The 19,989-nt window shown below is 54.6% G+C and carries 20 protein-coding genes and 1 riboswitch; of the genes, 18 read left to right on the top strand and 2 right to left on the bottom strand.

Annotated features, from left to right (window positions below; all coding sequences use genetic code 11):
- Nucleotides 1-245: 245 nt before the first annotated feature.
- Together A0U42_RS10415 and A0U42_RS10410 are read right to left on the bottom strand one after the other, a co-directional pair.
- Nucleotides 246-851, bottom strand: a complete 606-nt coding sequence (locus tag A0U42_RS10415; protein ID WP_065360919.1) for a hypothetical protein — start codon at nt 849-851, stop codon at nt 246-248.
- 27 nt (nt 852-878) lie between these two features.
- The gene (locus A0U42_RS10410) at nt 879-1,325 is read right to left on the bottom strand and encodes a DUF6173 family protein (protein ID WP_065360918.1); all 447 of its coding nucleotides are present in this window, start codon (nt 1,323-1,325) and stop codon (nt 879-881) included.
- A 224-nt stretch (nt 1,326-1,549) separates the two neighbouring features.
- Between A0U42_RS10410 and hslO the strand changes: the two genes are divergently transcribed.
- The 18 genes from hslO to asrB all read left to right on the top strand — a co-directional run bounded on the left by hslO (nt 1,550) and on the right by asrB (nt 19,986).
- Nucleotides 1,550-2,440: an Hsp33 family molecular chaperone HslO gene (gene hslO / locus A0U42_RS10405; protein WP_065360917.1), complete on the top strand. Its 891-nt coding sequence runs from the start codon at nt 1,550-1,552 to the stop codon at nt 2,438-2,440.
- A 28-nt stretch (nt 2,441-2,468) separates the two neighbouring features.
- The gene (gene mtnP / locus A0U42_RS10400) at nt 2,469-3,266 is read left to right on the top strand and encodes an S-methyl-5'-thioadenosine phosphorylase (protein WP_065360916.1); all 798 of its coding nucleotides are present in this window, start codon (nt 2,469-2,471) and stop codon (nt 3,264-3,266) included.
- Nucleotides 3,266-4,321: an S-methyl-5-thioribose-1-phosphate isomerase gene (gene mtnA, locus A0U42_RS10395; protein ID WP_065360915.1), complete on the top strand. Its 1,056-nt coding sequence runs from the start codon at nt 3,266-3,268 to the stop codon at nt 4,319-4,321. Before mtnP ends, mtnA begins: the two co-directional genes overlap by 1 nt.
- Before the next feature lie 17 nt (nt 4,322-4,338).
- A complete protein-coding gene (locus tag A0U42_RS10390; protein WP_065360914.1) occupies nt 4,339-5,580 on the top strand; it encodes an adenosylhomocysteinase in 1,242 nt (413 codons plus the stop codon).
- A gap of 15 nt (nt 5,581-5,595) precedes the next feature.
- A complete protein-coding gene (locus A0U42_RS10385) occupies nt 5,596-6,876 on the top strand; it encodes an amidohydrolase (RefSeq protein ID WP_065360913.1) in 1,281 nt (426 codons plus the stop codon).
- Nucleotides 6,877-6,990: 114 nt separating this feature from the next.
- A complete protein-coding gene (locus A0U42_RS10380; RefSeq protein ID WP_065360912.1) occupies nt 6,991-7,236 on the top strand; it encodes a hypothetical protein in 246 nt (81 codons plus the stop codon).
- A gap of 373 nt (nt 7,237-7,609) precedes the next feature.
- Entirely contained in the window at nt 7,610-8,095 is a 486-nt protein-coding gene (locus A0U42_RS10375) for a GNAT family N-acetyltransferase (protein ID WP_065360911.1), read from the top strand.
- Between the two features lie 246 nt (nt 8,096-8,341).
- A riboswitch (SAM riboswitch) is annotated at nt 8,342-8,440 on the top strand.
- A gap of 76 nt (nt 8,441-8,516) precedes the next feature.
- Complete coding sequence (gene cysK, locus A0U42_RS10370; RefSeq protein ID WP_065360910.1) at nt 8,517-9,455, top strand: cysteine synthase A; 939 nt, start codon at nt 8,517-8,519, stop codon at nt 9,453-9,455.
- A 32-nt stretch (nt 9,456-9,487) separates the two neighbouring features.
- Nucleotides 9,488-10,525, top strand: coding sequence for a sulfate ABC transporter substrate-binding protein (locus A0U42_RS10365; protein ID WP_065360909.1), 1,038 nt, complete (start codon nt 9,488-9,490; stop codon nt 10,523-10,525).
- Between the two features lie 12 nt (nt 10,526-10,537).
- Nucleotides 10,538-11,383: a sulfate ABC transporter permease subunit CysT gene (gene cysT, locus A0U42_RS10360; RefSeq protein WP_044503732.1), complete on the top strand. Its 846-nt coding sequence runs from the start codon at nt 10,538-10,540 to the stop codon at nt 11,381-11,383.
- A 12-nt stretch (nt 11,384-11,395) separates the two neighbouring features.
- A complete protein-coding gene (locus A0U42_RS10355; RefSeq protein WP_044503733.1) occupies nt 11,396-12,226 on the top strand; it encodes a sulfate ABC transporter permease in 831 nt (276 codons plus the stop codon).
- A gap of 11 nt (nt 12,227-12,237) precedes the next feature.
- The gene (locus A0U42_RS10350) at nt 12,238-13,299 is read left to right on the top strand and encodes a sulfate/molybdate ABC transporter ATP-binding protein (protein ID WP_065360908.1); all 1,062 of its coding nucleotides are present in this window, start codon (nt 12,238-12,240) and stop codon (nt 13,297-13,299) included.
- A gap of 16 nt (nt 13,300-13,315) precedes the next feature.
- Nucleotides 13,316-15,013: an adenylyl-sulfate reductase subunit alpha gene (locus A0U42_RS10345; RefSeq protein ID WP_065360907.1), complete on the top strand. Its 1,698-nt coding sequence runs from the start codon at nt 13,316-13,318 to the stop codon at nt 15,011-15,013.
- A complete protein-coding gene (locus tag A0U42_RS10340) occupies nt 14,997-15,311 on the top strand; it encodes a ferredoxin family protein (protein WP_044503736.1) in 315 nt (104 codons plus the stop codon). The genes A0U42_RS10345 and A0U42_RS10340 overlap by 17 nt, the downstream gene beginning before the upstream one ends.
- Nucleotides 15,312-15,343: 32 nt before the next feature.
- Nucleotides 15,344-16,246 carry a sulfate adenylyltransferase subunit CysD gene (gene cysD, locus A0U42_RS10335; RefSeq protein ID WP_353736594.1) on the top strand — a complete coding sequence of 301 codons (903 nt, stop codon included), beginning with the start codon at nt 15,344-15,346 and terminating at the stop codon, nt 16,244-16,246.
- Nucleotides 16,246-17,940 carry a sulfate adenylyltransferase subunit 1 gene (locus tag A0U42_RS10330; RefSeq protein ID WP_065360906.1) on the top strand — a complete coding sequence of 565 codons (1,695 nt, stop codon included), beginning with the start codon at nt 16,246-16,248 and terminating at the stop codon, nt 17,938-17,940. Before cysD ends, A0U42_RS10330 begins: the two co-directional genes overlap by 1 nt.
- 230 nt (nt 17,941-18,170) lie before the next feature.
- A complete protein-coding gene (asrA, locus tag A0U42_RS10325) occupies nt 18,171-19,187 on the top strand; it encodes an anaerobic sulfite reductase subunit AsrA (RefSeq protein ID WP_065360905.1) in 1,017 nt (338 codons plus the stop codon).
- Entirely contained in the window at nt 19,180-19,986 is an 807-nt protein-coding gene (gene asrB / locus A0U42_RS10320; protein ID WP_065360904.1) for an anaerobic sulfite reductase subunit AsrB, read from the top strand. Before asrA ends, asrB begins: the two co-directional genes overlap by 8 nt.
- The last annotated feature ends 3 nt before the right edge of the window (nt 19,987-19,989 follow it).

Here is a 19,989-nt window from a genome sequence, read left to right as displayed (position 1 = left end):
GTTTCCGGTGGCAGTTTTTTATGCTGCCAGCCAATAGCTGGCATGTTTTTCCATCGGAGTCAAGACTCCCAGATTTCTCTGTAATCGTTTGGTATTGTAGTATTCAATACTTTTTTTTTCGCATTAAAAATACTCCCCTTCAAGCAGCATGAGATTTTATTATTTCTCATGTCTACCTAAAGGGGAGCATATCACTTGGCGATGCAGCTGGAGAGTTTTTCGTAAATAGGACCGGGATACCGGTCTTAGGAATGACGATGATAGAGGATGAGGCCGCCTTTTTTGCGGTGACCCGTATTCCACAGCCCGTTGAAGTCGAGCCAGCGCCAGGAGCCGTAGGTAACGGCTTTGACCATGAAGTCGCCGTCGAATTCGGTGTAGCCCGTCAGTAAGAACCAGTGCCAGTCATAGAATTTAAAGTTGGGATTGTTGTGATGCAGGACCAGGTGGGGGATGGGCCATCCGGCGTCGATTTGAGCCTTGATGACGTCTTTCGTTTCCTCTGCCGTCTTATCGCCGGACCAGGGGTACATGGTGATGTCGTCGTCGCCGTGGTCGGTCAGGAATTGACCCATGCCGTCGATATACATGTCGAGGCGGTCGATGCCGCCCCAGCGCGGACGGAGATAGGGCTTCATGACATTGGTAAAGGCGATGTAGTCCTTCTTGGCGACGTCTTCGGTCTCGTAGGGATAGAGGCCTTGGGCGTCTTTATAGCGGGTAAAATAAATGGACGAATCGCAGGCCGTCACGGCAGCGCAGCCGCCGAGGTTCATCATGCGGTCTGTCAGCCAATCCTGATTGCCGCCGTAGGCCGAACCGATATAGAAATAAGGGAGTTCATGTTTCATTAAAGGCATATCCTTTCGTAATAATACTTAATCTTGAGCATCGTGTATGATGTCGGGTTCTGCTTTTTGGGTAAAGCCGATGACCCGGCGCGGTTTTTGGATGTCATCTTGTCGGGGGACAGCCACCAAGAGCAGGTTGAGCTGGGACAGGTGCTGGACCAGTTCGACGGCCGAGCCGTCTGAGAGTTCGCCGTAAAAGACGATCATATTCGGGTCCCAGTAGCCGATATCCTGAATGCTGAAGGTAATGTCGCCGGCCGAGACCAGGCGGCCGCCGGCCTGCATCGTATCGGGGAGTTCCGATTCAAAGTTGTTGATCAAAGCGACGATGCGCTGATACATATCGGAGGCCATATACGGCGCTTCTGGATCCTCCGTTTCCGTTTCTGGAGCCGGCGGACAAAGGGCCATTTCCTTGACTTCGTCGGGGGATACTTCTTCCTGTACGGGAATCGTTTTCTTTTCTGTCTTCATGGATATCACTCCTTCTTGGCTGCTTCCTAATACTATTCGAGATGAAGGCGGCAAATTCCTGCTTAAAAAGCGGACAAACTTTATCTATTTTGAATAGAATGATTGAGTAAAAGGCAAGGAAAGGGCGGCCGCTATGGATGGGGCTTTTGGGAGCGGGACTGGCTAGGGGTGGACAGATGTTGTATAATAAGGATTGGATTTGTAGAGAAAGGATAGAATCGATTATGATCAGAGACAATCAAATTATTCACTATACATCAGATGAGGCTATCCGCGTGTCCATTGCCTTTACGGCAGGCATCGTGGAAAAAGCCCGTCAGAGCCATAACTTATCGCCTGTGGCCTGTGCCGCCTTGGGCCGGACCATGACCGGGGCAGCCCTTCTCGCCGGAGACTATAAGAACCACGAAGGCGTATCCATTAAGATCGCCGGCGACGGCCCTTTGGGCGCCGTCCATGCCGATTGCTTCGATACCAATAAGCTTCGCGGCTACGTCGACAATCCGACGATTGATCTGCCTTTAAAACCGAACGGCAAACTCGACGTCTCGGCTGCCGTCGGCCGCAACGGCCAGATGACCGTGACCCGCTTTACGCCGAAGACGACGACCTATACCAGCCAGGCCGACCTCGTATCCGGTGAAATTGCCGAAGATATCGCCTACTACCTCTATACGTCGGAACAGGTACCGTCGACGATCAACTTAGGCGTCCTCGTCGACCGGGATTACACCATTGCCGCTGCCGGCGGCTTCCTCGTTCAGGCCCTGCCCGGTGCCAAAGATGAAGACCTGGCCCGTGTCGAAGCCAACATCACCCAAGTCGGCGCCTTGACGACGTACCTCAAGGACCATCCCAAGGGAGAAGGCCTGATCGACATCATCCTCGGCGGCATGCATTATAAAGAATTGTACCGTCAGCATCTCTACTGGCGCTGCACCTGCTCGCGCCAGCGCTTTGAAAGTGCCTTGCTATCCCTGCGCCCGGAAGACAAAGAATCCCTCTTGAAGGATCCCCAGGTCGAAATGACCTGCTATTACTGCGGCGCCAAGTATACCCTGTCCCACGACGAAGTAGCGGCCTTATACGAAAGGGCCGGGGCAGACAAGCATTGATCTTCATTTCATAAAGGGAGGTTTTATCATGGGACTTATTGCCATCATCGGCGGTACCGGAGTCTGTGATCCGAAGATTTTGTCCAATGTCCGCGAAGGGTACATGGATACGTATTACGGTTCTATTCGTTACTGGAAGGGGACGTATCAGAACCGAGACCTCATCTTTTTAGCCCGTCACGGCCGGATGCATTCCATTCCGCCGCACCTCATCAACTATCGGGCCAACATTCTCGGATTGAAGCGCCTCGGCGTCACGGCCATTTTGGCGACGACGGCTGTTGGATCCATGAATCCCGAGTACAAGCCAGGGGACTTCGTTTTGCCCGACCAGTTCATCGACTTCACCAAGAGCCGGCACACGTCCTTTTTCGACGGTGGAGCCAATGGCGTCGTCCACGTCGACATGACGGAACCTTACTGCCCGACCTTGCGCCGCCACGTTATTCAGGCAGCGGCTGACGCGGGAGACTGCCGTCTCCATGCTACGGGAACCTATGTCTGCACCGAAGGACCGCGGTTTGAAACGCCGGCGGAAATCCGGATGTTCCAAAAACTCGGCGGTGACATCGTCGGCATGACCAACGTTCCCGAAGTCTGCCTGGCCCGGGAAGCGGAAATCTGCTACGCTACGGTGTCCATGGTCACCAACTTTGCTGCCGGCATTTCCGATAAGCCCCTGACCCATGAAGAAGTCGTCGATGCCATGGCCAAGAGCTCCCTGCGCCTGCGCCAGCTCATTTTAAAGAGCATCGAAAACTATCCCGTCGATGAAGACTGTGCCTGCCACCACACGCTCCAGGCTTACGGAGGATTTACGGTATAATGGAAACGTTGCGCTGGGAAAAAGGAATCCTCTATCTCCTCAATCAGACGGTTCTGCCCTTTACCGAAACCTATCTGACCTGTACGACCTGGCAGGACGTCCATAAGGCCATCTCCGTCCTGGCCGTCCGCGGAGCCCCGGCTATCGGCGTCGCCGCGGCTTACGGCGTCGTCTTAGGTGCCCGCTCTATCCTTGAAAAGCCCGGTGATAAGCCTTTTATAACGGCCCTTCAGGATATCTGCACAAATCTTGACGGGGCTCGCCCGACGGCAGTCAACCTTCACTGGGCCTTGGAGCAGATGATGACCTGCGCGAAGGCCCATGGCGGCGAAAGTCCGACGGCAATCGTCCACGTCTTAGAAGACAAGGCCAAAGCCATCCATGCCGACGATGTGGCCATCAATACGGCCATGGCCGGCTGGGGTGCCGATGAAATCGGGAAAGGGGACCGCCTTTTGACCCTTCTGACACACTGCAATGCCGGAGCTCTGGCGACGGCCGGCGTCGGTACGGCCCTCGGCGTCATTTCTGAACTCCATCGCCGGGGACAGGTCAAGATGGTCTATGCCGATGAAACGCGGCCCCTCCTGCAGGGAGCGCGGCTGACGGCTTTTGAGCTCATGGCAGGCGGTGTTCCGGTTACGCTCATTACCGACAACATGGCTGCCTGGACGATGAAAGAAAAGGGCGTCGACGCCATCATCGTCGGTGCCGACCGCATTGCCGCCAACGGCGATACGGCCAATAAAATCGGGACCTACGGCCTGTCCCTGATGGCCAAGGTCCTGGGTATTCCCCTGTATATTGCAGCGCCCCTGTCGACCTTTGACCGGTCGATTTCCGGCGGCAGTCAGATTCCCATTGAAGAGCGCAGTCACGACGAAGTCCGCTCCTTCAGAGGCGCTGCCACAGCCCTTTCGGATACGCCGGTCTATAACCCGGCCTTTGATGTGACGCCTCATGAAAACATCCGGGCCATCATCACCGAAAAGGGCATCATCAGCCATCCCGATACGGAGGCTGTACAGACATTTTTTGACAAGCATTCATTATAGAAAGAGGTATGAACTGTATGGAATCAATTATTCGCGACATCAAATTAGCTAAGAGCGGCCATGAAAAAATCAATTGGGTCGACCGTCACATGCCGGCCCTCAATGCCATTGGCGACAAATTGAAAGCCGAACAGACTTTTAAGGGCAAGACCATCTGCGTCAGCGTCCACCTCGAAGCCAAGACGGCATATTTGGCCGAAGTCCTTCACCGGGCCGGCGCTAAGGTCATCGTTACCGGCAGCAACCCCTTGTCGACTCAGGACGACGTCGCAGCAGCTCTCGTGGAAGACGGCCTGACGGTCTATGCCTGGTACGGCGCAACCGATGAAGAATACTTCGATTTTCTGAATAAATCCCTCGACCATAAGCCGGACATCATCATCGATGACGGCGGCGATCAGGTCCATCTGCTGCACACGACTCGGAGCGACGCCATGGAAAACCTCCTCGGCGGCACGGAAGAAACGACGACCGGCGTCAACCGCCTCCACGGCCTCGATAAAGCCGGCCAGTTGAAGGTCCCCATGATTGCAGCCAACGATTCGTACTGCAAATATCTCTTCGACAACCGCTACGGTACAGGCCAGTCGACATGGGACGGCATCATGCGCACGACGAACCTCACTGTCGTCGGCAAGAAAGTCGTCGTCGCCGGCTACGGCTGGTGCGGTAAAGGCTGCGCTATGCGCGCTAAAGGCCTCGGTGCTCACGTCATCGTCACCGAAGTCGACCCGATCAAAGCCATCGAAGCCGTATTCGACGGTTTTGAAGTCATGCCTATGGCCGAAGCGGCCAAAGTCGGCGATATCTTCGTCACCTTGACCGGTGATAAAGACGTCATCCGCGGCGAACACATGAAGAACATGAAAGACGGCGTCGTCCTGGCCAATGCCGGTCACTTCGACGTCGAAATCAACCGGCCCGAATTGGAAGCCCTTTCGGTCCGCCATTTTGAAGCCCGCCACAACATCGAAGGCTATGAACTTCCCAACGGTCACGTCATCAACCTCTTGGCGGAAGGCCGTCTGGTAAACTTGGCTGCCGGCGACGGTCATCCGGCTGAAATCATGGACCTGTCCTTTGCCGTTCAGGCCCTGGCTGCTAAATACATCCTCGACCATCATACGGAACTTGAAAACCACGTCTATGTCCTCCCTCATGAAATCGACGACGATATCGCCAAGATCAAACTGGCTTCCATGGGGTACGCCATCGATACCCTCAGTGAAGAACAGCGCAAATATTTGAATCTCGACTGATAGGAGCGGACTAGGATGAAAAAACTGATTCAGCACGTCGGCCTCTATCGGGACCACAAGGTAATAGAAGATCAAAACATTGCCATCGACGGCACGAAAATCACGGGCTTTCCCGAAAATCCCGTCCTTTCCGATTACGATGAAGTCATGGACGGCAAGCAGATGCTGGCCCTGCCGGGCTTCGTCAACACCCACAACCACATCGCCATGACTGTCTTCCGCAGCTATGCCGATGACATGCAGCTCATGGATTGGCTCCAGAAGAAAATCTGGCCGGCCGAAGATAAGCTTGACGGCGACGTCGTCTACGCCCAGACCATGCTCGGTATTGCCGAAATGATTCGCTGCGGTACGACGTCCTTTGCCGATATGTACTTCTTTATGGACGATGTCGCCCGCGCCGTCGACGCGTCGGGCATCCGGGCCTGCCTGAGCCGGGGCATGACGGGCATTACGCCCAGCGCCGAAACGGCCCTCAAAGAAAATAAACAGCTCTTTTTAGACTGGCATAAAAAAGGGGACGGCCGCATTACGGTCATGCTAGGACCCCATGCGCCGTACACCAATACGCCGGAATACCTCTCCCGCGTCGTCGATTTGGCCCATGAATTAGGGGCTGAAATCCATACCCATTTGTCGGAAACGAAGGGCGAAGTCGAAAACATTAAGAAGCAGTACGGCAAGTCGCCTATTGCCTGGTTCAACGACCTGGGCCTCTTCGACACGGGTTGCCTGGCTGCCCACTGCGTCTGGGTCGATGACGATGATATGGATATCATGCTTAAAAAACACGTCCGCGTCGCCCACAATCCCGGCAGCAACCTGAAACTGGCCAGCGGCTTTGCGCCCATCGCCAAGATGCTGAAAAAAGGCCTCACCGTCGGCCTCGGTACCGACGGCGCCTCGAGCAATAACAACCTCGACATCGTCGAAGAAATGCACTTGGCGGCGCTTGTCCACAAGGCCAACACCCTCGATCCGACGGTCATCCCGGCTGAAACGGCGATCAACATGCTGACCGAAGGCGGGGCTAAATGCCTGGGCTATACGGATATCGGCAAACTCGAAGCCGGCTACAAAGCCGACATCACCTTAGTCGACCGCGAAGGCCTCCATTGGTACCCGAAACACGACGCCCTCAGCCTCATGGCTTACAGCGCCAACAGCATGGACGTCGACACGGTTTTGGTAAACGGGGAAGTCCTCCTGCGAAACAAAGAGTTTACCAAACTCGACATCGAAAAGATCAAAGCTGAAGCCGAACGGACCAAAGAAAAACTCTTTGCCCAAATTTAACCGTTCGTATCAGTGCGCCTTCTTGAATACTCCTTGTTTTATCCCCGAAAAGCGTGTATAATTAAATTCACTTTGAGGCTATTTATGTACGTTTACAGGGAGATGCATCGATTCATGAATAAAACGCTCGTCACGGCTGCCTTCGTCGTCTTGGCACTGCTCTTATCGACACACTGGGATTTACCGGCCATTAAGATCCTCTTGACCGGCTGTCTCCTGGGCTGGTTAGCCCGGTCCGTCGTCGTCAACATAAAAGAGAGCAACCGGAAAGCCGAAGTACGGCGAAATAAACGGCTCCGCCGCATGGCTGCCGATCACGCAGCCAGGGAAGAAAGCCGTGCCGGTGTAAGCGAACACTGAGGTGTAAAAGGCGACATACAGCCTTTTGAAAAGAACTTGTGTGAGGTAAAAACTTCATACAGGTCCTTTCCTGTATTTGCCGCTGTGACAGGCCTTTTCCGGTGAAAATCACAGCCGTTCGAATGTTTCGGAAGGATGCTTCGATTCCCGGAAGGGGCCGGAGTTACAGGGGTATTTATTCGATGCCGACCGGCTGCTGCTGTTGAAAAAGAGCGATATGACGGTCTGGAACTTTCGGGACGTTCATGTTACGGACTTTCTCCAGACGTTTTCCTGTAGCTTTTTCTCGGCATTTACGATATAATATTTGAAATATATGTTCACCGTGTCCGACTGTAAGAGGCAGGAGGGCCGTGATGGAAGGAGCGATGGCATGAATATCAGAATGGCGACCCTCGACGACCTTAAGGCTGTCACCGCCGTAGAAGCGGCTTGTTTTCCGGCAGCCGAGGCGGCATCGGAAGAACGCCTGCGCGGCCGTATTTCCTACTTTGGCCGTCATTTTTGGCTGCTCTTTGGCGACGATGGGACTCTTATTTCTTTCGTCGACGGCATGGTTACGGATCAACGTGATTTGACGGACGACCTCTATGGGGATGCCTCTCTCCACGACGAAAAGGGTGCTTGGCAGATGATTTTCGGCGTCAATACATTGCCAAGTCATCGGAAACACGGTTATGCCGCATTACTTCTCACGAAAGCTATCGACGACGCCCGCAAAGAAGGCCGCCAGGGACTGGTCTTGACCTGCAAGGATAAGCTCCTGCATTATTATGCTAAATTCGGCTTTAAAAACGAGGGACTCAGCACCTCGGAACACGGTGGAGCCGTTTGGTATCAAATGCGCCTTACTTTTTAATGAAGGCGGATAAAGGCTTCTTTATACGTAATTTTAACTTTTTTCTTCATTTTTTTCATAAAATGCCTTGACAAGACGCCTTACAAAGTGTACAATTCCAGTAACGTTTCAAGCGAATCGTTGTTGTATACATTGTATAAGAATGAGGTATGTCATTATGGGGTACTTAAAAAAATTGACCATCATGTGTTGTACGATATAATCGTATTGTACAGCCATCTATCATAGGACAATACAATACGAACCTATTCATCCAGAGCAGCCGAGGGACTGGCCCTTTGACGCTGCGGCAACCTACGTAGGTAAGGTGCCAATTCCAGCAGGATTTTACCTGGCAGATGAAGTCATGGGCATACGTTTATTTCTTGCGCCATCTGCTTAGTACAGGTGGCGCTTTTCTTTGGGCAAAAAGGAGGGCTTTATGGAGCACGTCGCAAAACACGTGACCGACCTCGTCGGTCATACGCCGCTACTGGAGCTGACCCGCTGGCAGGCGGTACACGGCATCAAAGGCCGGGTCCTGGCCAAGCTTGAATACTTCAATCCCTTGGGCAGCGTCAAGGATCGAGTGGCCGTGGCCATGATCGACGCCGGGATACAAGCCGGGAAGATCGATCAGGATACGGTCATCATCGAACCGACGAGCGGCAACACCGGCATCGGTCTTGCCATGGCCGCTGCTGTGAAGGGCCTGCACCTCATCTTGACCATGCCCGATACGATGAGCCTGGAAAGGCAGAAAATCGTCAAGGCATTGGGGGCTGAAGTCGTACTGACACCGGGCATCGAGGGGATGCGCGGCAGTATCGGCAAGGCTGAAGAACTGCGAAAGTCTTACGGCAACGCCTTCATTCCGCAGCAGTTCGACAATCCGGCCAATCCGGCCATCCACCGGACGACGACGGCCGAAGAAATCTGGCGCGATACGGACGGTAATGTCGATATCTTCATTTCGTCCGTCGGCACCGGCGGTACCATTACCGGCACGGCTGAGGGGTTAAAAAGCCATGACCGGGAGGTACAAATCGTCGCCGTCGAGCCGAAAGACTCGGCCGTCCTTCGCGGCGGAAAGCCCGGGCCCCACGCCATTCAGGGGATTGGCGCCGGCTTCATTCCCAGCGTCCTCGATATGTCACTCGTAGATGATGTGATCGACGTATCGAATGAGGATGCTTATGAACGGGCTCGGGAAGTGGCCAAGACCGACGGCCTTTTAGTCGGCATCTCGTCAGGTGCCTCCTTACAGGCGGCCCTAACCGTCGCCAAGCGGCCGGAAAACGAGGGCAAGACCCTCGTCGTCCTCTTGCCGGACGGCGGCGAGCGCTATTTATCTACGTCTTTATTTGAAGAAGGCCTGTAAGGGCCAGCAGTCGGTATCGAGGGGGAAAAGATATGAAGCATAAAAAAATCATAGCGGTACTGACTGTCACGGCAGTCCTCACGGCGGCCGGTCTCTTGGCCGGCTGCGGTCGTGGGACTGATGAGGACACGCTTACCTTGACCAATGTCTCGTATGATCCAACACGTGAATTATATAAAGAATATAATGAAGCCTTTCAAAAGCATTATAAAGAGCAGACCGGGAAGGATATCCGCATCGTCCAGTCTCACGGCGGTTCGGGCAGCCAGGCCCGATCGGTCATCGAAGGCAGTCGGGCTGATGTCGTGACCCTGGCCCTGTCGTATGACATCGAACGCCTGGAACGGGCCGGCCTCATCGATGCCGGTTGGGAACAGGAACTTCCCGATGATTCGGCGCCGTACACGTCGACCATCGTCTTTCTGGTTCGCAAGGGGAATCCTAAGGGGATACGCGACTGGAACGATTTGACGAAATCCGGCGTCAGTGTCATTACGCCCGATCCCAAGAGCAGCGGCGGTGCCTGTTGGAACTTTTTGGCCGCTTGGAGCTGGGGCCTTGATCATTTCGGGGGGAATGAAATCAAGACCCGGGCCTTCATGACCGACCTCTACCGCCATGTCACCGTCATGGACGCCGGCGCCCGGGGCTCGACGACGACCTTTGTCGAAAACGGGCAGGGGGACGTCCTCATCGCCTGGGAGAACGAAGCGCTCTATACGATGCGCGAATATCCCGGCAGCTATGAAGTCGTCGTACCCAGTGTCAGCATATTAGCACAGCCCAGTGTGGCCGTCGTCGACCGCCTGGCTCGGCGCAAGGGCCATGAACAGGCGGCTCAGGAGTACCTGCGCTATTTGTACTCTGACGAAGGCCAGGAATTGGCCGCCAAAAATGATTTCCGGCCGTCCAATCCGGAGATTCTCCGGCGCTACGCCGACCGATTTGACCTTAACGTCAAGCTGACGCACATCAGCGACTTCGGCGGCTGGGATGCAGCCTATGTCAAATTCTTCGACGACGACGCCATGTTTGATAAAATCATGGCCGATGTCGATGGCAGTCAATAAGGAGGGATGCAGATGAATCCATTTTCAAACCCCGCGGGCGGGCGAAACCGAATTATTCCCGGCTTCGGCCTGACCCTGGGCGTGACCCTGGCCATGCTGTCCTTATTGATCCTCATTCCGTTGATATCGATTTTAGGCCACGCCTTTCAACTGACGGCCAATGACTACGCTAAGCTCATCACCAACAGCGCCATTCGCAACGCCTTTATCACGACCCTTGGAAGTTCTTTCTTGGCAGCCCTGATCAACTCCGTCTTCGGTTTCATCCTGGCCTGGGTCCTCGTCCGCTATGAATTTCGCGGCAAGACCCTCTTAAACGGTGTCATCGAACTGCCCTTTGCCTTGCCGACGGCCGTTGCCGGCATTACCCTTTCCAAGCTCTATTCCGATACGGGCTTCTTCGGCAGTTTCTTTGCCGGCTACGGCATTTCCATTGCCTATACCCATATCGGCCTTATCATCGCCTTGGTCTTCGTCGGCATTCCTTTCGTCGTCCGCTCCATTCAGCCGGTCCTGGAAAATTTGGATCCGACCTATGAAGAGGCGGGGAGTATGCTCGGTGCATCGAAGTTCACCATTTTCCGGCGCATCATCTTTCCCGAGCTGCGGCCGGCTCTCTTGACCGGTTTCGGCCTGGCTTTTGCCCGGGGCCTTGGCGAATACGGCAGTGTCATTTACATTTCCGGCAACAGTGCCAAGAATCACACTCAGGTCGTCTCTTACGTCATCATGCAGAAGCTTAATTACGTCGACTATGCCAGCGCTACGGCCATCGCCTTGGTCATGCTCATCATCGCCTTTGCCATGCTGTTTTCCATCAATATGATTCAGCTCTGGCAGGCCCGGCGCGTTCAATAGAGGAGGGGAATCATGAAGCACAGCAAGACAAAAATACTCTTACTGAGCATCAGCGTCGTCTTTGTCGTCGTCATGCTCATCGTCCCCCTCATTTCGGTCCTGATGAATTCACTGGCCGAAGGCTGGGACTTTTACGTCAAAGCGTTGACGACGCCTTACGTTTTGTCAGCCCTGCGCCTGACCTTGATAGCTACGGTCATCGCCGTCATCGTCAATACCGTCTTCGGCCTCTGTGCGGCCTGGGCCATTTCAAAATTCGACTTTCGGGGCAAACACCTGCTCACGACCCTCATCGATATTCCCTTTTCCGTCTCGCCGGTCATCGCCGGCCTGGCCTTCATCATGACCTTCGGCCGCATGGGCTGGATCGGGCAGTGGATTGAAGTCCTGAACGACTATTTAGGGACGGATATTCAAATCGTCTTCGCCGTTCCCGGCGTCATCTTGGCGACGATTTTCGTCACCTTTCCCTTCGTCTTCCGGGAAATCATTCCGGTCCTCCATACCCAGGGCCGCGATGAAGAAGAAGCTGCCGCCCTCATGGGGGCTAAGGGCAAGACGATATTCTTCCGCATTACCCTGCCGCAGATCAAATGGGCCTTATTGTATGGCATCGTCCTCTGTACGGCCCGGGCCCTCGGCGAATTCGGTGCCGTCAGCGCCATGTCGAAACTGCGGGGCGAAACCTTTACATTGCCCCTTGAAATCGACGCCCTCTACCAATCGGGATCGACCGATGCCATTACGGCAGCCTTTGCCGTCTCGTCCTTACTCGTACTCTTAGCCGTCGGCGTCCTTTTGCTGCGGGTATTCTTTGAAGCCAAGCTCCATAAGCCATCTTAGGAGGTGATGTCATGTACGTCGAAATGAAGCATATCGAAAAAAATTACGGCTCTTTCCACGCCTCACGGGACGTCTCCTTTGGCGTCGATAAGGGCAAACTGGTCGCCCTCCTGGGGCCCAGCGGCAGCGGCAAGACGACGATCCTGCGCATGCTGGCCGGCCTTGAAAATCCCAACAGCGGCGACATCGTCATCGACGGCAAACGGGTCAATGACATTCCGGCCGCCAAGCGGGGCATCGGCTTCGTATTCCAAAACTACGCCTTGTTCCGCTATATGACCGTCTTTGACAACGTTGCCTTCGGCCTCACCATTCAAGGGATGAAGAAAGACGACATCCGCCAGCGGGTCCTGGAAATGATCGACCTCGTCGGTCTGGCCGGCATGGAAGCCCGCTATCCCAATCAGCTCTCCGGCGGCCAGCGTCAGCGCGTCGCCTTTGCCCGGGCCCTGGCACCTCATCCCCAGGTCCTGCTCCTCGATGAACCCTTTGCGGCCATCGATGCCAAGGTGCGCCAAGAGCTGCGGAACTGGTTGAAAGAGACGATCCACCGCGTCGGCATCACCAGCATCTTCGTCACCCACGACCAAGATGAAGCCGTCGAAGTGGCCGATGAAATCATCATCACCAATCACGGCCGCATCGAGCAGGTCGGAACGCCTTTCGACATATACAGTAAGCCCAAGACGCCCTTTGTGGCCGAGTTCATCGGGACGCCCGTCGTCATCGACAACTGCAGCGTCCTCACAGGATTTGTCGACGTCGGCGGCCCGAAAAGAGCCATCATCCGGCCGGAATTCCTCAAGATTTATAAACAGGGGACGATGAAGCGCTACGCCAGCGCCGCCGAAGAGGGCATCGTCGAAGCCGTCGTCTTCCGCGGCAGCCGCCTCGACGTGACCCTGCGCGTCAAAGACTACCTCATTCACGGGGAATACGCCTTTGACGCCCCGAATCTTGCGGTCGGCGAAAGGGTGAAGGTCCTCATTTACCGCCTTCACGTCCTCGACGGCGACAAGACCTATTTACGAGAAAACAGGGCCATGATGGGTTCTGATGTATTCTATATTTAAACGAAGGAGTATTGCCATGCAGATTCAGAAGGAGAAAATCATCCACACCGATGTCCTCATCATCGGCGGGGGAACGGCGGGCTGTTACGCCGCCTTGACCCTCCAGAGCCTGTCTAAAGCCTCGGTGGTCATTGCCGAAAAGGCCGACATACGCCGCAGCGGTTGTCTGGCAGCCGGCGTCAACGCCTTGAATGCCTATATCACCAAAGGCCATACGCCGCAGTTTTATGTGGATTACGCCAAGAAAGACGCCGCCGGCATCGTCCGCGAAGACCTGCTCTTAACCATGTCGGAAGGGCTCAACGAAGTCACCCGAAAGCTTGAAGAATTGGGATTGGTCATCTTGAAAGACGAACAGGGGGAATACGTTACCCGCGGCCCGCGCAACATCAAGATCAACGGCGAAAACATCAAGACCATCTTGGCCGATGCCGTAAAGAAACTGGACGATGTCGAAGTTATCAATCACTTGAATATCACCGACTACATCGTCCGCGACAATCGCATTGCCGGTGCCCTCGGCTTCGATATCCTGACCGGTACGGCCTATGAAATCCGGGCCAAAGCCGTCCTCTGCGCGACCGGCGGTGCGTCCGGCCTCTACCGGCCCAACAATCCCGGTTTTTCCCGCCATAAGATGTGGTACAGTCCCTTTAATACGGGAGCCGGCTACGCCATGGGCATCCGGGCCGGGGCGGAAATGACGACCTTTGAAATGCGCTTCATCGCCCTGCGCTGCAAGGATACCATTGCCCCGACGGGAACCATCGCCCAAGGCGTCGGTGCCAAGCAGATCAACGCCAAGGGCGAAGTCTACGAAGATAAATACGGCCTGACGACGTCCCAGCGTCTCTACGGCACGGTGAAGGAAAACCTCGACGGTAAAGGCCCTTGCTACCTCAAGACCGAAGGCTTGACGGCCAAAGAGGATGAGGCCCTTTTAAAAGCCTACCTCAACATGGCGCCGAGCCAGACCTTGAAGTGGATGGAATCGGGGAAATTCCCGAGTCAGCAAAATGTCGAAATCGAAGGGACCGAACCCTACGTCGTCGGCGGCCACACGGCCAGCGGCTACTGGGTCGATACCCATCGACAGACGACCATTGAAGGCCTCTATGCGGCCGGTGACGTAGCCGGCGGCTGCCCGCAGAAGTACGTAACCGGCGCTCTCGTCGAAGGGGAAATCGCTGCCAAGCATATCGTTGAAACCGCCTTGTCCGGAGACCTCGAACTGACGGCCGACGAAGAACAGCAGCTCTTAGCCGACAAGGTCGCCGAATACAACGCCTTCCTCGGCGAAGAACGACCTTTCTTTACCGTTGAAGAACTGGAAGAAGCCATGCAGAAAGTCATGGACACCTACGCCGGCGGCATTGGCAGTCATTACCAGTACAACGAACGCCAATTGGCCCTGGCCGATGAAAAAATCGACCAACTCACCGATTTGGCCGACAGCGTCGGTGCCGGCGACTACCATGAACTGCTCTTCGTCTACGAACTGCGCGAACGATTGACGGTCTGCAAGGTCCTCATTGCTCACCTCCGGGCCCGCAAGGAAACGCGGTGGCATTCCTTTGCCGAAAATCTCGACTATCCGGAGCAGAGGGAAGAATGGCTGAAATACGTCAATTCCCGCATGGATGAAGACGGCCAGATTCACATGGTATACCGCGATTTAGTACCGGGAGGGAGCCTTTATGAGCATTCGCATTAATCAAGACCGCTGCATCGGCTGCAAACGCTGTGTGTCCGTCTGCCCGGGCAGCCTTATCGATATCAACGAGACGGGAAAGGCCCGGATGCATTACCCCAAAGACTGTTGGGGCTGTGTATCCTGCGTCAAAGAGTGTCCCGTCCAGGCCATCGACTTTTACCTCGGCGCCGACATGGGCGGCCGGGGGAGTACGATGAACGTCACCACCGAAGGCCAGTACATCAAATGGCACATCCGTCGGCCTGACGGCAGTGAAGAGACGATTACCATCGACCGCAAACAGGCCAATTCGTATTAAGGCCTTACTATCTATCTGTTTAGAGGGGGATTATTATGTCTGCATTATCGCATCTTGACAACTTGGAAGCCGAAGCGATTTACATCATCCGCGAAGTGGCGGCAGAGTGTGAAAAGCCCGTCATGCTCTATTCCATCGGCAAAGACAGCTCGGTCATGCTCCATCTGGCCTTGAAGGCTTTTTATCCGGAAAAACCACCGTTCCCGTTCCTCCACGTCAATACGACCTGGAAGTTTAAGGAAATGATTCGCTTCCGCGATGAAACGATGAAAAAATACGGTCTTCAGCTCATTGAACATATCAATCAGGAAGGTGTAAAACAGGGAGTCAATCCCTTCGATTACGGCGCATCCTATACGGATATCATGAAGACCCAGGCCTTAAAGCAGGCCTTGAACCAATACGGCTTCACGGCAGCCTTCGGCGGCGGCCGGCGTGACGAAGAAAAGTCTCGCGCCAAGGAACGCATCTTCTCCTTCCGCAACGAAGCCCAGGCTTGGGATCCGAAGAACCAGCGCCCGGAAATGTGGAAACTGTACAATACGCATATCCATAAGGGGGAAAGCATGCGCGTATTCCCCATTTCCAACTGGACGGAAAAGGATATCTGGCAGTACATCAAGCGGGAAAACATTGACATTGTATCCCTGTACTTTGCCGCTGAACGGCCTTGTGTCTACCGCGACGGCAACATCATCATGGTCGACGACGACCGCATGCGCTTAAAGCCCGGCGAAGAAGTCATGCATAAGAAGATTCGCTTCCGGACCCTTGGCTGCTATCCGCTGACGGGGGGCATCGAATCGGACGCCGACACGCTGGACGCCATCATCGACGAAACCTTGAGTGCCGTATCGTCGGAACGGACGAGCCGGGTCATTGATAACGAAGCGGCCGGCAGTATGGAACGCAGAAAGAGAGAGGGGTATTTCTAATGGATAGAAATGAAAACGGTTTATTAAAATTCATCACCTGCGGCAGTGTCGACGACGGCAAATCGACGCTCATCGGCCACTTGCTGTACGATGCCAAACTGCTCTATGCCGATCAGAAACGGGCGTTGGAACTTGAAAGCAAGGTCGGCAGCCGCGGCGGGGCCATCGACTATTCGCTCCTCCTCGACGGCCTCATGGCTGAACGGGAACAGGGCATCACCATCGACGTCGCCTACCGCTATTTCAATACGGATAATCGCAGCTTCATCGTCGCCGATACGCCGGGCCATGAAGAATATACGCGCAACATGGCCGTCGGCGCCTCCTTTGCCGATTTGGCCATCATCCTCATCGACGCCACCCAGGGCGTCTTGGTCCAGACTCGGCGCCACGCCCGTATCTGCGCCCTCATGGGCATTCGCTACTTCATCTTTGCCATCAACAAGATGGACCTCGTCGACTACGATCAGAAGCGCTTTGAAGCCATCAAGCAGGATATCGAAGCCCTTCGGGACGACTTGGAACTGGAAAACGCCGTCTTTATTCCCGTCTCGGCGACGGAAGGGGACAACGTTACCAAAAAGTCCGTTCCCATGGCTTGGTACGACGGCCCGACCATCCTCGAATACTTGGAAACGGTCGACGTCGAAGAAAATGACGAAGAAGGCTTTTACCTTCCCATTCAGCGTGTCTGCCGGCCGAACCATACTTTCCGCGGCTTCCAGGGCCAAATCGAAAGCGGCAGCCTGGCCGTCGGCGATACGGTTCAGATCCTGCCCAGCAAGCAGGAAGCGAAGGTTAAAGACCTCCTGGTCGGCTTTAATTCCGTGCCGTCGGCCTCGAAGGGGCAGCCGGTCAATGTCCAGCTCGACCGGGAAGTCGACGTTTCCCGGGGCTGCGTCTTTACGAAAGATACGGCTATCGGCCTCGGCCAGCGCATTACAGCGACCATGCTCTGGATGGATGACCAACCCTTAGTCGTCGGCAAAGAATACGTCGTCAAACTGGGGACTAAGGAAATCGTCGGCGTCCTGACCGATGTGGACTACACCATCGACGTCAATACGGGCGAGAAAAAACGGGCCACGGCCGTTTCAAAGAACGAAATCGCCGTCTGCACCTTGTTCCTCCAGGAACCGATCGTCGTCGACACCTTCAGTCATCACAAGGGGCTTGGCGAACTGATCCTCATCGACCGGGTCACCAACATGACGTCGGCCTGCGGCGTCGTCATCGACGGCAACGATACCGACAGCGACCACACCTTCGTCAATGGCAGCCTGAAAGGCCGTGGCGACGTCTTTGAAGACTTCTTCTACGGTATGCAGAGCCTGAACATCACCAAGGCCAAACCGGCTTACCGCCAGTATCATATCGGCGATGCCATCCCGACGAAAGGCGAAACCTATGCCTATCCCGACGACTTCGACATCCTCATCCTACGCGATAATTTGGCTGTTGAAATCCGTAAGGCCAAGGTCGCCAATATCCTGACCCTCGACGGCTACGCCTATACGGAAAAACCGTTGGTCAACGGCCGGGGCTTTGCCATTAACGTCCATACGGCACAGGAATTTGCCGACTTTAAGGCCGATTATGCCGCTGCCGGCGACAATCCCGACGCCAAAGTCTTCGATAAGTGGCTGACTTTTGAAACGTACCGTACGATTAAATTCCATAACGATTTTGAATAACTTCATCACGAAAAAAGTGCTGTTCCCACGGCGGGAGCGGCACTTTTTTTGTCTTTTGAGAATGGCGGTATAGATGACTTTTAAGCATGATTAATTGCGGATATTTTCAATAACCGTTGCGACGGCAACAGTTTGAACGGTCCCTTCCTGCTATGATAAGGGCAAGCTAGAAATAAGATTGCTGTCACGATATATGTGAAAAAAAGTATTTACTGAAAGAAGGGACTGCTATGGGATACGCGGTATCACTTGAAAAATTTCAAACTGTCTTCGATAGCTGGAGAAAAAAATATGATATTTACGCTCCGAAAGTCTTTGAAGGAACGGGTCGTTTTTCTGAAACAGACGTCGTTCGTTACGGGAAGGTAGCGGATTTGGCCGACATCGATTGGAACGAACGGTCGGAATACTCCTTTAAGGATATTCTCCTGCCGCTGAGTCAGACCTTATTGTACTTTACGGAACATGGTATGACCGAATCGGAAGGTCCGACGAGAGGAACTATCGTCTTCCTCCGCAGCTGCGACCTCCACGCTGTAAAGCGCCTCGATTATATGTTCCTTGAAAACGGTCCGGAAGATTCCTATTATAAGCGCGTCCGCGACGGTCTGAAGTTCGTACTCATGGGTTGCGACCACGACTTTGACGGCTGCTTCTGTGTCTCCATGGGCACCAATATCAGCACCGACTACGACGCTGCCGTCAACGTCCACGGCGATGAGATCGAAATCGACTGTAAGGATGAAGACCTGGCTGAAGCCCTCCGTGCCATGGGCGCTGCCGAAGCCGACGTCACGCCCGACGCCGTTATGGAAAACAGCCTGACCGTCAAGGTTCCGGAAAACCTGACGTCGGCTGTTGCTAAGAGCTCCATTTGGGACGAATACGACAAGCGCTGCATCAAGTGCGGCCGCTGCACCGTCGCCTGTCCGACCTGCACCTGCTGGTCCATGCAGGATCTGTTTTACACCGAAAACGGCCAGGCCGGCGAACGGCGCCGCGTCCAGGCCTCGTGCATGATCGACGGCTATACGGAAGTGGCCGGCGGCCTCTGTTTCCGCAAGAAAGCCGGTGAACGGATGCGTTTCAAGGTCCTCCACAAGGTCCTCGATTTCAAGAAGCGCTCGGGCTTCCAGATGTGCGTCGGCTGCGGCCGGTGCGATGCCATCTGTCCCGAATACATTTCCTTTACTCATTGTGTCGAAAAATTAGAAGCCGGTATGAAGGAGGTCAGCGGCCATGAATAATTCATATATGCCTTTTCGCTCAGAAATCTTAGAGGTCATCAAACACGCCGATGTGGAATATACCTTCCGCATGTCTTACGACCGCGGCGATACGCATCCCGTAAAGCCCGGCCAGTTCTTTGAGATCTCCATCCCGAAATACGGCGAAGCGCCCATTTCCGTCAGCGGCATTACCGACCATTCCTTGGATTTTACCATCCGCCGCGTCGGTTCCCTTACGGAAGAAATCTTTGAAAACTACGTCGGCGGCCACTTCTTCATGCGCGGCCCTTACGGCAACGGCTTCGACGTCAATATCTTTAAAGGCAAGGAAATCGTCCTCATCACCGGCGGTTCCGGCCTGTCTCCGGTTCACGGCGTCATCGACTACTTCGCCGATCACATGGACGAATGCCAGAGCCTGAATATCATTTCCGGCTTCAAATCGCCGGACGACATCTTGTTCCGCGACGATTTGAAACGCTGGATCGCTGACGGCATGAACTTCATCTACACCGTCGACGCCGCCCCCGAAGGCTATGAAGGCAATGTCGGTCTCGTCACGCAGTACATCCCGCAGCTGCCGCTCAAGGACTTCGATAACGCCATCGCCGTCGTCGTCGGGCCGCCGATGATGATCAAATTCTCCATTCAGGAACTCTTAAAAATCGGCTTCGATGAAGAAAAAATTTGGTTGTCCGAATCGCGCAAGATGTGCTGCGGCCTCGGTAAATGCGGTCACTGCCGCATCGGCGAGCTCTACGTCTGCCAGGACGGCCCGGTATTCAAATATACGACGGTTCGCTCGTTTATCGACTAGGAG

The sequence above is a fragment of the Megasphaera sp. DISK 18 genome (assembly GCF_001682955.1).
Lineage (GTDB): Bacteria > Bacillota > Negativicutes > Veillonellales > Megasphaeraceae > Megasphaera > Megasphaera massiliensis.
This window is presented reverse-complemented; position numbering and strand designations above follow the sequence as displayed.